The sequence below is a fragment of the Synechococcus sp. A15-127 genome, assembly GCF_014280215.1.
Taxonomy (GTDB): domain Bacteria; phylum Cyanobacteriota; class Cyanobacteriia; order PCC-6307; family Cyanobiaceae; genus Parasynechococcus.
The window spans coordinates 2,245,367-2,259,450 of record NZ_CP047948.1 but is presented as its reverse complement, the minus strand read 5'-3'; the positions used below and the strand labels follow the sequence as shown (position 1 = coordinate 2,259,450).

General features: G+C 63.7%; 12 protein-coding genes and 1 tRNA gene. 5 read left to right on the top strand and 8 right to left on the bottom strand.

Going from position 1 to position 14,084, the window contains the following annotated elements; genetic code table 11:
• Nucleotides 1-5 precede the first annotated feature (5 nt).
• Genes SynA15127_RS12045 through SynA15127_RS12035 form a run of 3 tightly spaced genes read left to right on the top strand, consistent with a single transcriptional unit; the run spans nt 6 to nt 3,882 of the window.
• Nucleotides 6-2,300 (top strand): cation-translocating P-type ATPase, encoded by a 2,295-nt coding sequence (locus tag SynA15127_RS12045; RefSeq protein ID WP_186484299.1) that lies wholly within the window; start codon nt 6-8, stop codon nt 2,298-2,300.
• Nucleotides 2,300-2,929, top strand: coding sequence for a dTMP kinase (tmk, locus tag SynA15127_RS12040; protein ID WP_186484298.1), 630 nt, complete (start codon nt 2,300-2,302; stop codon nt 2,927-2,929). Before SynA15127_RS12045 ends, tmk begins: the two co-directional genes overlap by 1 nt.
• Nucleotides 2,926-3,882, top strand: coding sequence for a DNA polymerase III subunit delta' (locus tag SynA15127_RS12035; protein ID WP_186484297.1), 957 nt, complete (start codon nt 2,926-2,928; stop codon nt 3,880-3,882). The genes tmk and SynA15127_RS12035 overlap by 4 nt, the downstream gene beginning before the upstream one ends.
• 1 nt (nt 3,883) lies before the next feature.
• On the opposite strand, the gene SynA15127_RS12030 is transcribed toward SynA15127_RS12035, so the two are convergent.
• From SynA15127_RS12030 to SynA15127_RS12015, 4 genes are all read right to left on the bottom strand, one after another.
• Nucleotides 3,884-4,672: a response regulator transcription factor gene (locus tag SynA15127_RS12030; RefSeq protein ID WP_043693183.1), complete on the bottom strand. Its 789-nt coding sequence runs from the start codon at nt 4,670-4,672 to the stop codon at nt 3,884-3,886.
• Between the two features lie 281 nt (nt 4,673-4,953).
• A tRNA-Asn gene (locus SynA15127_RS12025) sits at nt 4,954-5,025 on the bottom strand.
• 16 nt (nt 5,026-5,041) lie between these two features.
• Nucleotides 5,042-5,731 carry an ABC transporter ATP-binding protein gene (locus SynA15127_RS12020; RefSeq protein ID WP_255475500.1) on the bottom strand — a complete coding sequence of 230 codons (690 nt, stop codon included), beginning with the start codon at nt 5,729-5,731 and terminating at the stop codon, nt 5,042-5,044.
• Nucleotides 5,721-5,984 (bottom strand): hypothetical protein, encoded by a 264-nt coding sequence (locus SynA15127_RS12015; RefSeq protein ID WP_043697040.1) that lies wholly within the window; start codon nt 5,982-5,984, stop codon nt 5,721-5,723. Before SynA15127_RS12015 ends, SynA15127_RS12020 begins: the two co-directional genes overlap by 11 nt.
• Nucleotides 5,985-6,147: 163 nt before the next feature.
• Between SynA15127_RS12015 and psbD the strand changes: the two genes are divergently transcribed.
• On the top strand, nt 6,148-7,203 hold the full coding sequence (gene psbD / locus SynA15127_RS12010; protein WP_043692195.1) for a photosystem II D2 protein (photosystem q(a) protein): 1,056 nt from the start codon (nt 6,148-6,150) through the stop codon (nt 7,201-7,203).
• Nucleotides 7,204-7,488: 285 nt separating this feature from the next.
• Nucleotides 7,489-8,370, top strand: a complete 882-nt coding sequence (locus tag SynA15127_RS12005) for a hypothetical protein (protein ID WP_186484295.1) — start codon at nt 7,489-7,491, stop codon at nt 8,368-8,370.
• Here the strand turns inward: SynA15127_RS12005 and SynA15127_RS12000 are convergent.
• The 4 genes from SynA15127_RS12000 to SynA15127_RS11985 are packed head-to-tail and all read right to left on the bottom strand — an operon-like array spanning nt 8,298 to nt 13,906.
• Entirely contained in the window at nt 8,298-9,731 is a 1,434-nt protein-coding gene (locus SynA15127_RS12000) for a DUF2079 domain-containing protein (protein WP_186484294.1), read from the bottom strand. The genes SynA15127_RS12005 and SynA15127_RS12000 overlap by 73 nt on opposite strands.
• Nucleotides 9,709-11,205, bottom strand: a complete 1,497-nt coding sequence (locus SynA15127_RS11995; protein ID WP_255475499.1) for a glycosyltransferase family 39 protein — start codon at nt 11,203-11,205, stop codon at nt 9,709-9,711. The genes SynA15127_RS12000 and SynA15127_RS11995 overlap by 23 nt, the downstream gene beginning before the upstream one ends.
• Nucleotides 11,202-12,332, bottom strand: coding sequence for a glycosyltransferase (locus tag SynA15127_RS11990; RefSeq protein ID WP_186484293.1), 1,131 nt, complete (start codon nt 12,330-12,332; stop codon nt 11,202-11,204). The genes SynA15127_RS11995 and SynA15127_RS11990 overlap by 4 nt, the downstream gene beginning before the upstream one ends.
• A gap of 23 nt (nt 12,333-12,355) precedes the next feature.
• On the bottom strand, nt 12,356-13,906 hold the full coding sequence (locus tag SynA15127_RS11985; RefSeq protein ID WP_255475498.1) for a glycosyltransferase family 39 protein: 1,551 nt from the start codon (nt 13,904-13,906) through the stop codon (nt 12,356-12,358).
• Nucleotides 13,907-14,084: the final 178 nt, after the last annotated feature.

Here is a 14,084-nt window from a genome sequence, read left to right as displayed (position 1 = left end):
TGACTGTGGGCACAGCACATCAGACCGTCGTTCTCGACGTGGAGGGGATGAAATGCGGCGGATGCGTGCGTTCGGTGGAGCGCACGCTTCTGGATCAGCCTGGAGTGCAGCGGGCGGATGTGAACCTTGTGAGCCGCGCCGCCTGGCTTGACCTGGCGGAGTCTGAGGGCAGTGTCGAGGCGGTGCTTCAGGCTCTGGCCGATCGGGGTTTCCCGGCGAGAGAACGCTCTCTCAACCAGCCTCTTGAAACGCCTGGTTCTGACGACTCTGCAGGTCAGAGCTGGTGGCAGCAGTGGCGGCAGCTGATGGTGGCGCTGCTGCTGCTTCTTCTCTCGGTGCTCGGCCACCTGAGTGAGGCCGGCCAACTCTCTCTGCCGGTGATCGGCAGCCTGCCGTTTCATGCCGCCCTGGCGACGGTTGCCCTGATCGGGCCGGGGCGCCCCATCCTGGTCGGTGGCGTGCTGGCGGCCCGTTCCGGAGCCCCAAGCATGGACACCCTCGTGGGTCTGGGGGTCGGCAGTGCCTATCTGGCCAGCCTCGTGGCACTGTTCTGGCCGCAGGTGGGCTGGCCCTGCTTCTTCAATGAGCCTGTGATGCTGCTGGGCTTCGTGCTGCTGGGTCGCTTCCTTGAGGAACGGGCCCGCTACCGCACCGGTCAGGCGTTAAAGCAACTGGCGCAACTTCAGCCTGAAACGGCCCGGCTGCTGCTGGACGATGGCGCCATCCGCGAGGTGCGCGTCGGGGCCTTGCGCCCGGGTGAACGGGTTCAGTTGTTACCGGGGGACCGGGTGCCAGTCGATGGCGTTGTGATGCAGGGCCACTCGGCAGTGGATGTGTCCAGCCTCACCGGCGAACCGCTGCCGCTGGAGGCGGAACCGGGCACGGAGCTCGCCTCCGGCAGCCTGAATCTCGAGGCACCTCTGGCCATGGAGGTGCAGCGGGTGGGTTCTGAGACGGCACTGGCCCGGATCATCCAGCTGGTGGAGCAGGCCCAGGCACGACGTGCCCCCATCCAGGGTCTGGCGGACCGGGTGGCCGGTCGTTTTTGCTATTTCGTCATCGGTCTGGCCCTGGCCGCCTTCCTGTTCTGGTGGCTGATCGGTGCCGACCTCTGGCCACAGGTGCTGGAGGCTTCCGCGCCGGGGATGATGGCGCATCCCATGCACCATGCCGGTCTCGGCAGCGGCGCCGAGACTCCGATCGGTCTGGCGCTGCAACTGGCGATCGCCGTGTTGGTGGTGGCCTGCCCCTGTGCTCTCGGACTGGCGACACCGACTGTGATCACGGTGGCCACGGGTCTGGCGGCCCGGCGGGGTTGGCTGTTCCGAGGCGGCGATGTGCTCGAGACGGCAGCTGGCCTGGACCAGGTGGTGTTCGACAAAACTGGCACCCTCACCCTTGGACGCCCCCTGGTGACGGCCATCCGGGCGGACGATCCCGAGCGGCTGCTGCAGCTGGCCGCGAGTCTTGAGCAGACCAGTCGTCATCCGTTGGCCCATGCGCTTCTGCAGGAGGCTCAGCGCCGGGAGATTCCCCTCCTGCCCGTGTCGCAGGTGCGCAATGTCACTGGCGAAGGCCTGATTGGCCGGCTTGAAGCCTGTGGTGCGGAGGTGCGGGTTGGCAAACCCGAATGGCTGCAGGGAACGGGACTTTCCTGGAGTGAGGAGTTCACGACCTGGCAGGCCAAGACCGAGGGAACCCTCGTGGCCGTGGCCGAGGCCGACCGACTGCTCGGCCTGGTGCAGATCGAGGATCAGCTGCGTTCCGATGTGCTCACTGCGCTGCAGCAGCTCAGGAAGCAGGGCCTTCAGTTGGCGATGTTCAGCGGGGATCGGGAAGTCGCCGTCCGGCGTCTGGGCCAGCAACTCGGTTTTGCGGAGAGTGAGCTGGGTTGGCAGATGCGTCCGGAGCAGAAGCTGGCGCGACTGGAGCAGCTGGGACGTCAGCGGCAGGTGGCGATGGTGGGGGATGGAATCAATGACGCGCCGGCCCTGGCGGCTGCGGATCTCGGCATCGCGATCGGCACCGGCACCCAGATCGCCCAGGACACGGCCGATCTGGTGCTGCTCGGAGATCGGCTCGACAATCTGCCGGAAGCACTGCGTCTGGCACGACGCACCCTGGCGAAGGTGCGTCAGAACCTGACCTGGGCCTTCGGATACAACCTGATCGCCCTGCCGATCGCGGCCGGGGCTCTGCTTCCCAGTCACGGCCTGCTGCTCTCCCCCCCGCTGGCGGCGTTGCTGATGGCCCTGAGTTCCGTCACGGTTGTGGTCAACGCTCTGGCGCTGCGTCCGTGATGCAGGGGCGCTTCATCGTCCTCGACGGCCTGGATGGCTGCGGGAAATCAACGCAGATGCAACATCTGTCGCAGTGGTTGCCGGCCAGCGGGCTGATGCCACCCGGCGCCCGACTGATCGGCACCCGCGAGCCGGGTGGAACCGAACTGGGCCGGGCGGTGCGGGAGCTGCTGCTGCAGACCTCCAGGGAGCGGGCCCCGGCTCCGACAGCGGAACTGCTGCTCTATGCGGCCGATCGTGCCCAGCATGTCGAGACTCTGATCCGACCTGCCCTCGAGCGGGGGGACTGGGTGCTCAGCGATCGCTTCAGCGGCTCGACCATGGCCTATCAGGGTTACGGCCGCGGCCTGGATCGCCGGTTGATCGAGCAACTTGAGGCGATCGCCACCACCGGCCTGCAGCCGGATCTCACGCTCTGGTTATCGCTTCCTCTGGCGCAGAGCATCCAACGACGTGAGGGATCCAGGCAGGACCGGATCGAAGCGGAAGGCCAGGCGTTTCTTGGCAGAGTCGCCGATGGATTCGCTGCGGTGGCCCGGCAGCGCGGCTGGAGTGCGGTGGCAGCCGACGGAACGGTGGAGCAGGTCAGCCGTTCGCTGGAACAGCTGTTGCAGGAACGGTTCGGGTGAACGGGCTGTTCCAGGATCTGATCGGACAGCCCCTGGCCGTCAACCTGCTCGCGTCAGCCCTGGCTCAGCAGCGGTTGGCGCCGGCGTACCTGTTCGCAGGCCCCGATGGGGTGGGGCGTCGCCTGGCTGCCCTGCGATTCCTGGAGGGGATGCTTTCCGAAACGGGCTCCAGTCCTCGCCATCGCCGCCGACTGGAGGAGCGCAACCATCCCGATCTTCTCTGGGTGGAGCCCACCTTCCAGCACCAGGGACGTCTGCTCACCCGGGCGGAGGCTGAGGAGGCAGGAATCGGCCGCCGGACACCGCCGCAGTTGCGTCTGGAGCAGATCCGTGGAGTCAGCCGCTTTCTGGCTCGTCAGCCGGTGGAAGCCAGCCGGGGCATGGTGGTGATCGAAACGGCGGAGGCCATGGCCGAATCCGCCGCCAACGCCCTGCTCAAGACGCTGGAGGAACCTGGCCACGGCCTGATGATCCTGTTGTCGGCAAGTCCGGAGCGGCTGCTGAGCACCATCCGCTCACGCTGTCAGCTGATCCGGTTTCTGCGCCTCGATTCGGAGGCATTGGATCAGGTTCTCCTGCGCTGTGATGCCGTGGCGGATGATCCGCCGGAAATTACGGCGATGGCGGCAGGGTCTCCCGGAGCCTTGCTGGAGCATCGGCGGCACTGGCAAGCGCTTCCGGACGAGCTGCGACAACGGTTGCAGAACCCGCCCGATCAAGCCATGGATGCCTTGGCTCTGGCGAGGGATCTCTCAGAAGCTCTGGATGGTGAACAGCAGCTCTGGCTGATCAACTGGTGGCAGCAGCGCCTCTGGCGCGAAGGCCGTGGTGCCGAGTCACTCGAGCGACTGGAACGACTGCGGCGGCAGCTGCTGTCGTTTGTTCAGCCACGGCTCGCATGGGAGGTGGCCCTGCTGGATCTCGTCCAGCGGGGACCACAGCCTCCGGGCTGACTCAGGCGCTGGCCCGATCGCTTTCCTTCTTGCGATCCTCGCGAGCCATCGAAATCACATCCTGGAGTCCATCGAGCTGGCCACCGGTGGGAAGCTCCAGGCAATACCCGGCCCCATAAACGGTTTTGATGAACCGGGGCTTGCGGGGGTCGGGCTCGAGCTTGGTGCGTAGATGACGCACGTGCACGCGGATGGTTTCGATGTCGTCATCCGGCTCGTAGCCCCAGACCTCCTTGAGGATCAGGGAGGGAGCAACGGTCTGACCATGCCGCTGAAGCAGGCAGTGGAGCAGTTCGAATTCGAGGTGGGTGAGACGCACCGGGCTGTCGAACCAGATCGCTTCGAAGCGCTCGGGCACCAGGGTCAGGGGGCCGTAGCTGAGAATTTCGTGGTGGTTGCCGGAGCCCACCGGTGCCCTGTCGCTGCGACGAAGCAGCGCTTTGACGCGTGCTTGCAGTTCTTCGAGGTCGAACGGCTTGGTCAGGTAGTCGTCAGCACCCGAGTTGAAACCACTGACCTTGTCCTTGGTGCCGCCCAGGGCGGTGAGCATCAGGATCGGTATACCGGCGGTTCGATCGTCCCGACGCAATCTCTGGCAGAGCGTCAGACCGTCCACCTTGGGGAGCATCAGATCCAGAAGGATCAGATCCGGGGTGTACTGAAGAGCAAGGGCCTGGCCCTTGATGCCATCGTCGGCGCGCTGCACATCAAAGCCGCTGTGTTCCAGATGGCCGCTGACCAGATCACGCATGTCGCGGTCGTCTTCGATCAGCAGGATGCAGGGCTTCATCGATTCGGCGGCGGCGGACGGAGGAACTGGTCGAGCGTGGGTCGTCTGGATCAACGCTGCGCCGATTCTCTCAAGGTTTTGTGGTGTCTGCAGATTTTGAGCTTCAGTGGAAGATCGCGATGAAATCCTGAAACTCTTCGCCTCTACTGGCTTTCCAGGGCTATACGGCGCATTTTTCGGTTCCGGTCTATTCAGGAAGTCTTCCGGTTCGGGCAACCCCGCGTCACGAAATTTCTCTGATTGTCAATAAAAAAGCCACAGCAGATGCTGTGGCTTCAAAGCTCCCCGGGCGGGATTCGAACCTGCGACCAATCGATTAACAGTCGACCGCTCTACCGCTGAGCTACCGAGGAATGGCTCCAGAAGAACTTACCTGCCAGACCTCCCGCCCTGCAACCGTCTGCGCAGCGCCTTGCCGGATGTCCAGGGGCCGATCCGCCCTGCGTCCATGCGGGCTGCCGCATCGCAATGATCCAGCTCCTCGAGGCGGTGGGTGATCCACAGAGCCGTCAGGGGTTCGGGGCTGGATCGGCACAGATGCTCAACAGTGGTCAGCACCGTGCGCTGGCTTTCGGGGTCGAGAAGTGCCGTCGGTTCGTCCAGCAACAGCAGTCCGGCATCGCTGGCAAGGGCTCCGGCGATGGCCAGGCGCTGCTTCTGTCCGCCGCTGAGGGTGTGAATCGGGCGTGTCTCCAGTTCGCTCAGCCCCATCAGGCGAAGCAGGGAGGCGGCCCGTCGACGTTGATCGGAGACGGACGCCCCGGTCCGCATTCCCAGCAGCAGATCACTGCCGCAGCTGGGCAGCAGCAGTTGATGATCCGGGTTTTGAAACACGAGGGCGGCGTGTCGACGTCGCATGATCCGACCATCCTGCGGCTGCTGCAGTCCGGCGATCAGTCGGAACAACGTGCTCTTGCCGCTGCCGTTGCTGCCTACCAGCATCCACAGTCCCGGTCCTGGGATCGTGAGATTGCAGCTGTCAAGGGCGAGTTGTCCTCCGGGCCAGCGGTAGCTGACCTGATCGAGGACGAGTTCAGCGGTCGCCGGGTCAGGAATCAACGGAAAATCCCGGCCGTTTGCTTCCTCCGGTGGCCGACGCCTTTTCATAAAGCTGAACGGCGAGAACCTCACTGATCAGCACGGTCACTTTCTTCCCTTCCACTTTCTCGCAGGTGAGCTCCATCAAGCGGGGCTGACCCTGCTCAAGGGCCTGACGCACCTGCTGGTAAAGGGCTTCCGCATCGGCTTGTTCCTTGCGCTGCACCGATACGGGGACGGGGCTCATGCGAAGAGCCAATTCAACGAGATACACGGGATTCGGGCAGGACGGACCGCCATCTTTGCGGACCAATGGCGCCTTGTGCTGCAACGGATTGGGTAGATCTACTCATCATTCACTGTCTGGTTCGGAGAGCCGCCCCATTTCAAGAATCAGCCCCTAGGCTCGCTTTGTAACGCTCCATGAAGCAGATCTCATGACGATCGCTGTAGGACGCGCGCCTCAGCGGGGATGGTTTGACATCCTCGATGACTGGCTCAAGCGCGACCGCTTCGTTTTTGTCGGCTGGTCCGGCATTCTCCTTTTCCCAACGGCCTACATGGCCATCGGTGGCTGGCTGACAGGCACCACCTTTGTCACCTCCTGGTACACCCACGGCATTGCCTCCTCGTACCTGGAAGGCTGCAACTTCCTCACCGCAGCTGTCTCCACCCCCGCTGATGCGATGGGTCACAGCCTGCTGCTGCTCTGGGGACCTGAGGCTCAGGGCGACTTCGTTCGCTGGTGTCAGCTCGGCGGCCTCTGGGCCTTCGTGGCCCTGCACGGTGCCTTCGCGCTTATCGGCTTCATGCTGCGTCAGTTCGAGATCGCCCGTCTGGTGGGCATCCGCCCCTACAACGCCATCGCCTTCTCCGGTCCGATCGCGGTGTTCGTCAGTGTCTTCCTGATGTACCCCCTCGGCCAGAGCAGCTGGTTCTTCGCGCCCTCCTTTGGTGTGGCTGCGATCTTCCGCTTCCTGCTCTTCCTTCAGGGCTTCCACAACTGGACCCTGAATCCCTTCCACATGATGGGCGTGGCCGGCATCCTCGGCGGCGCACTGCTCTGCGCCATCCATGGCGCCACCGTGGAAAACACCCTGTTTGAGGACGGCGAGCAGGCCAACACCTTCAAGGCGTTCGAGCCCACTCAGGAAGAAGAGACCTATTCCATGGTCACGGCCAACCGCTTCTGGAGTCAGATCTTCGGGATCGCCTTCTCCAACAAGCGCTGGCTGCACTTCTTCATGCTGTTCGTGCCTGTGATGGGCCTGTGGACCAGCTCCATCGGCATCATCGGCCTCGCCCTCAACCTGCGCGCCTACGACTTCGTGTCGCAGGAGATCCGCGCTGCAGAAGATCCCGAATTCGAGACCTTCTACACCAAGAACATCCTTCTGAATGAAGGTCTGCGTGCCTGGATGGCACCGGCTGACCAGCCGCACGAAAACTTCGTCTTCCCTGAAGAGGTTCTGCCCCGTGGTAACGCTCTCTGATTCGGTCAGGGTCGAAACCAAATCAATCAAAAGACGCCGCAAGGCGTCTTTTTTTGTGGGTGTGTCGTGCGTGCTGCCGCTGTGGAACTGGCTGGGAAAGCCGACTCTGAAGGTAAAAGAATGATTAAATTCGGCTTAACGATTGATTAGGCCCTCTGCTTGGCAGTTTCCTCTTCTCGAGCGTCTGTTCGCCAGGCAGCGTCGAACTCAGCGGTGCCATCGTCGCTCAGGGTGGAGGTCCTGGCTCGGGGGGCTGACGTTTTCGGTGGGCTGATCGGTGCGGTCTTGACCGTTCTTGGCCTTGTCAGCGCGGTTCAAGTTGTTCTTGGGCAGTCGTCGTTCTCTGGGCCGCAGTCCATGCAGGGATTGCTTGGGGTGGTTCTGTTGATGTCGGCGCTCCGGCGAGGCCTGTCGTCGTGGTTGCGCGATTTCAATCTTGATCCAAGTCGCTTCAGGAAGGTGTTCATGCTTCCGCTGGTGATAGCGCCTTGTTTGTTTGCCTATCGGGTGATTGTGCTGGATACAAAAAAAGAATTCCAGTCTTATCTCCGTACGATTTCTGAAGGGAGTGTTGTGGAGTGGGCTGGTTTTCTTCTGTTGATCGCATCGGCGTTCCTTGTGTGGAGAACGGCTTTGGCATGGGAACGCTCAACTGCGAAATGGGTCCTCTCATCGCTGGCGGCAGGGTTGTTCTTGGTTGGAATGGAAGAGATGAGTTGGGGGCAGATGATCTTTAACTGGCAAACACCGAAGCTCATGAGTGACGTCAATGTTCAGGGTGAAAGCAGCATCCATAATCTTTGGTTCATTCACCACCACACATGGTCGATCGCGGCTGTTGTGATGTCAGTGTTCTTCTGCCTTGCGATCATTGGGGCATGGGGGCGTCGTTCCGGCTGGGTGCGTTCCCGCTCGCTGGCTGACGTCCTCCTTCCTGTCTGGTGCACGGCCAGTTATTTCCTGATTGCAGCGATCATCTACTGGTGTGTTGTTGCTGCCAAGGCTGGGGTCGATTTCGAGTTTTTTCATACCCGTGAGCAGGAGCTGGGGGAATTGCTGTTCTATTCCGGGATCTTTGTTCATTCGGTGTATCTCTATCTCAAGCCCGGTGGTGTGAAGCCTTCTCGGGGCGAGATGCAAAGCCTGAGTCCCGAAGGCCAACGCTGACACGACCAGTCCTCCAGCAAAGCCTTATCAAGCAACTGTTGTTGAGCGGCGGTCGAAGAGCCCCAGCCCGGGTCGTTCGGGTTCAGCAGGATGATGTCAAATGTGTCTTCAGAAACAGCGATTCCCGCTTTGTTCTTGGGAAATACCACCCGTTCGCGCTGGCTGAGGTGGGGCACGATGTAACTGGTGGTCAACACCTTGGCTGAAGCAGGAATCCTGTTGATGGCGGCGTCGACGTCTGAAAGCATGGCCAACCGGTTCAGATAAGGACCCGTGAAGAACCAGGGCTTGGCTAGTGCCAGCCAGCAGAGCACGACCCAGCCCAGGATGAAGGCGCGTTGGCGTCGGCCAACCTGAGGTGCGTGCGGCTGCCGGATCACCGTGGCATCGATGGCCGCGACCACAGCCACCACCGCCAGCGGGAGGCTGTAATGGTGCACCAGGGTGCGATAGCTCGCAGACGCTGACAGCAGGTTGACCAGCACCAGGGGCATGCCGATCAGCAGCGTCGGCAGAGATCGCCGCCGCCAGAGCCAGATGCAGGGCAGGCAGAGCAGGAGCAGATACTGGCTTCCTCCGCTCCAGTCGAGGCTCTGGAGAATCTGGAGGGGGCTGCCGCTGAGGTGGCTGAACATCCGGCCGGCGGCTTTGGGCCCTTCTCCATCGCGCAGCCATGGGTACAGCCATTGGCTCAACATCAACAACCAGGCGAGAGACAGGGCCGCTGCAGCACCGGCCCAGCGCCAGCGCCGGCGCCAGGCCAGGTCCAGCGCCATGCCGCCGCTGATGAGCACGAGCCCATCACGGGCCCCGAGCATCAGCAGCAGCAGTGCCAGCCACAGGCGTGGCCGTTCCGCTCGTTCGGCCCAGAGCGCCATGGCGAAGGCGGGCATCACCCAGGTCTCCGGGTGGAAATCGAACAGGTTGGCGTTGAACACCACCGGTTGCAGCCACCAGAGGCCACAGATCAACCAGCAGCGCCGTTCCGGGAGGCCCGCCTGTCGGGCAAGCCACCAGATGGGCAGTGCCGTCAGGCTGAGCGCTAGGGCCTGACTGGCCAGCAACCACTGCACCGATGGCAGCAGGCGGTAGGCGCCACCGGCGATGTAGAGCATCCAGGCACCGTGGTCGGCCAGCACATGCACCTGCTCCATCGAGGAGATCGGCGGCAGTCCCCGGCTGATCAGCCAGGCCCACTGATCAAACAGACCCAGGTCATAGGCATTGCTGTGCAGGAGGCCATGGCGAGCCGCAGCGCTGAGCCAGAACAGCAATCCCACGCCAGTCGCCATCACCACGAGGTGGGATGGAACCCTTCTGCTGGATTCCGGGCCGGCTTCAGGGACTGGCGCTGATGGCATCAAGGGGGATCAGATAGGTCTGGCTGACGTCATCCACCCAGGCGTCCTGGCTGCCGGCAGCCAGGTTTCGCAGGGCATGCTGTCGGCCCTCCGACATCGGCCGGTACATTTTCTCCCAGCGGAAACTGCCCGCCAGGTGGCTGGCTCCCTGCTTCCGCCAGCTCTGAAGGCGTTCCGGATTCAGTTGTTTGCTGGAGATCAGCCAGCCCTGTCGTCTGGCCAGGTTCAGCAGTGTTGGATCGGTGCTGGTGACGCTCACGATGCGGCTGCTCTCGGGCAGTTCCTGACGGATCCTCATGGCCAGTGGCATCCAATCCTGAACCTGGCGTTGTTCCAGGGCCCAGTAATCAAAGGACAGAACCGCCAGGCTGATGGCGAGCCAGAGGCTGATCAAGGCGGATGATTGCCAGCGCCGGCATCGCTGCTGCCACTGGTGCCAGCCCAGTCCCATCAAGGGGCAGGCGAACAGCAGCAGTGGCAACTGGTAGTACTCGTGAACACTGCTGGAGCGCATCGTGGCCAGGGTGCAGAGCAGAACCCCCAGCAGTCCGCTGATCGCCGTGCGTCCGTCTGGGCTGCGCCAGCTCAGCCAGATGCCGCTGAACAGGAAGGGCACCCCGGCGATGGCCAGCAACCGCAGCGCCACGCGCAGGCTCAGGTTGAACCAGTTGCCTGGATCCAGCAGCAGGCTGAGGCTGCTGCGATCGCTGCCGCCACCCCAGAACCCGAAGCTGAAGCCGCTGGTCTGGCCAAGTTGGTAAGCATGGGCGTACCAGGTCGCGATGGCGGCGAGGCTGGCGCCGACGTACAACCAGAAGCCGGGTGAGCGCAGCAGGCCCTTGGTGCGTCGCAGGATGTTCGTCTGTGTGGCTGTCTCAAGCTGCGGCTCGACACTCAGCTGGACCATCAGCAGCGGCAGTCCGAGCCACAGCAGTGGGATCACCTTGATCAATCCTGCGCATGTGAAGCACAGCCAGCTCAGCAGCAATGCCCAGACGGGCCCCTGGCGCCGCCAGTGGCTGTGAGCCTCGAGGCAGCCCGCGCCGCAGAGCAACAGCAGGGCCTCGGCCTGAAAGGTGCGTCCGTAATAGACCCCCAGCGGGGCGATGGCGAAGAACAACCCACCCCACCAGCCCGCCCGGGGGCCGAACCAGCGCCGTCCCAGTCGGATCACGAGCCAGATGGTCAGAGCGCTGCAGAGCAGCGAAAGCCCGCGACCCAGCCATTCCTGGAGTCCGAACAGCTGATAGAGACGACTCACCAAGAATGGAAACAGCGGGAATTCCGATTCCACATAGCCCTCAGCGGCGCCGGCCCAGTCGATCTGGGGCAGCCAGATCGGTGTGTCTGACAGGGCGAAGTGGCGGGCCATGGCCGCTGTGTCGGCCTGGCGCCAGCTGTGGACGCCGACAATCGGCATCCACAGCTGAATCAGCCGCAGCAGCACACCGACCGCGATGGGCAGCCAGATCACGGCGTGTTCCAGACGAAACGGGAGGACGCCGCGTAATTCCAGACGTAAACCACCACGATTCCCGCGAGCTGTGCCCAGATGGCGTGCTCATTCACCAGCGTGTAGAAGCTGGTGGCCAAACCGACGTTGGCCAGGGCGGGCAGCGAGGCGACCAGCAGGAACTTGAGCAGGCCGCGCAGCAGCCGGGTTCCCCTCTGGCGACGGTCCCGGAAGGTGAGGGCGTTGTTGATCAGGTAGTTCGAGCTGGCGGCGGTGATCACGGCGATCGGGAGTGCCTGCTGAAAGCTGAGTCCCGGCAGGCTCATCAGCAGAGCGGTGGTGATCAGCTGGACCAGCACACCGCTGGCGCCCACGAGGCCGAAGCTGATGGCGCGGCGCGGCAGCAACCGAAGGCTGGCGGTGTGCAGCAGAGACACCAGAAAATCCCAGAGGATGGCGCTGTCCAGTTTTGAGCTGCCGTGGCGTCGGGGCTGGAAGATCAGCGGAATCTCCCCGACCTTCAACCGCCCTCGGCTGATGGCCAGCAGTTCGTAGAGGAACTTGAACCCGTTCACATCCACCTGGCGCACCAGCGGCAGGCAGCGGCTGAGATTCAGGGCCATGAAGCCGCTCATGTAATCGGTCAGATGGCGGTAGCTGGCGGGCAGGCTTCGGCGCGCGAGGGCGTTGGCCAGGTTCGAGCCGTCGGTGCGTCGATCGCTGAGGCCGCGGATCTCCGACTGATCAAGAAAGCGACTGCCGGCCACCAGATCGAGATGCTGCTGGTCGAGCATCCGCAAGGCATCCAGCACTGAGGCGGGCTCGTGCTGTCCATCGCTGTCCATCACGATCGCCCGCGGGTGAATCGCATCGATCAGGCCCTCTTTGATGGCGCTTGCCAGCCCTGAACGCCCCAGTCGATGGATGATGCGGATGCGCGGATCCCGCAGGGCCATGGCCCGGACCGTTTCCGTGGTGCCGTCGCTGGAGTCGTCATCCACGACGAGAATCTCCAGGGGCTCCTGTTCACTGAGCGTCAGCAGTGAACCGATCACCGAGGCGATCGAGTCTCCTTCGTTGAAGGTGGGCAGAACGATCGAGAGTCCGGCGGGCGACGTGGTCTCGACGGTCTGCTGCGTGGACGACACAACCCGCTGCAATCAGGGTCAGGCTACCGGCAGCGCGCCAGGGCCCAGTCGCCATCTCGGAAGGAAACCACGCAGTTCCCGCGTGATTTCCGGGTGAGGATCCAACCCGCATCACCGTTGCGTCTCCGTCGGATCCGCTGGCGGGCGTACCAGTTCAAGCTCGGCCGTTCGTCATATCCCTGCAGCTGGAGCGGTTGCCCCGGGCTGAGACGACTCAGGGCTGCCACGGGGCGGACGGACCAGGTCTCATTCAGTTCCCAGAGCCACAGCGGCGAGCTGAACAGCAGAGCCAGAGCGATCACGCTGCCGCTCACCAGGCTGATCAGGCCGTGTTGCCGTTGCTGCCGCTGGGCAGACTGCAGCCACCAACCGCCACATCCCCAGCCCAGACCGGCTGCGATGGCCAGACCGCGAAAGGGAGCCAGCCCCGCCCCTGCTGGAGTGAAGCTCACAGCCGTCGCCATCAGCAGCAGCAGGCCCAGCAGCATCCACATCGCTGGAATGCGCAGCAACAGCCGGCGGAGGGGAACCTGCTGATCGGTGCGCTCCACCAGCCAGGTGAGCAGGGGGGCACTGACCAGCGCGAAGGGCAGCCAGAGGGGATGGCTGTACCAGGGGAGCTGGGTTTTCAGCGGCAGGATCGCTCCGGCCAGAACCACAAGGGTGGTCAGACACCAGCGTCCCCAACGGCTGCGACGCTGTTGCCAGGCCCAGAGCAAGGCAGGCGGAAACAGCAGCAGCCAGGGCCAGCCTCCTTCCAGCAGTTCGATCAGCGGCACGCGCCAGCGCAGGTCGCTTCCCTCACCGGCGTCGAGCAGCACCCGGCCAGCTCCGTCGCCGCCCCACATCCACATGGCGAGGGCCCCGCGGTTGTGGGCATGCCAGAGATGCCAGGCGATGCCGGGGAGAAGGCCAGTGAGAAGGCCGGTGACGGCGGCCCCGACCCGACACTGACGCCATTCCATTCCCAGGGCCGCCGCTGCCAGGGCGGCGGCGGCCATCGGTATCAGCAGAGGTGCCTTCAACAGCAGCATGGCGCTGCCCATCAGTCCGGCGGTCAGTCCCCACCAGCGGTCGCCGCTGCGACCGCTCAGGCTGGCGAAGGCCAGCCAGAGCAGCGCCATCGCCGAGAGCTGGCTGCCATCGAGCATGGCCAGACGTCCGTGGCGAGCGATCGGCAGCAAGGTGAGCAGGAGAGCTCCAGTGGCCAGGGCACTGCCGCGATCACCGGGGCGCAGGCGCCACTGCAGCAGGCCGCCGAGGGGCACCACCAGGCTGGAGAGCAGGGCCGGCATCAGTCGCACCAGGCCTTCCGGGGGAAGCTGGTCGCCTGGAGTCGACAGCTGGATCACTGCGCCGATCAGGCTGTGCAGGCCAGGGGCCTTGTTGAGATAAGGCTCACCCCAGAGGGTCGGCAGCAGAGCAGCTTCTCCCTGGCCTTGGCTGAGTTCCAGGGCCACCCGCGCCACGGTGCCCTCGTCGAAATCCCGCAACGGCTGATCACCCAGACCGATCAGGGCGAGGCCGGCTGCCACCAGGGCCATCGCCAGCAGGCCGGGCCAGGGAACGCGCACGGAATCAGGGCATGAACGCATCGTCGCCCCGATGACAGGCCGATCTGGTTATTGTCTCAATGTTCGGGGTGCAGCTCTGTGAATGTGTCGGTCCTCCTTGAGTGACAGGTGCGTTCGAAGGCAGAGCCGGCATTCACAATCCTTCAGGAGGAGGTGTCCATGAGTTCCAGTTGTTTGA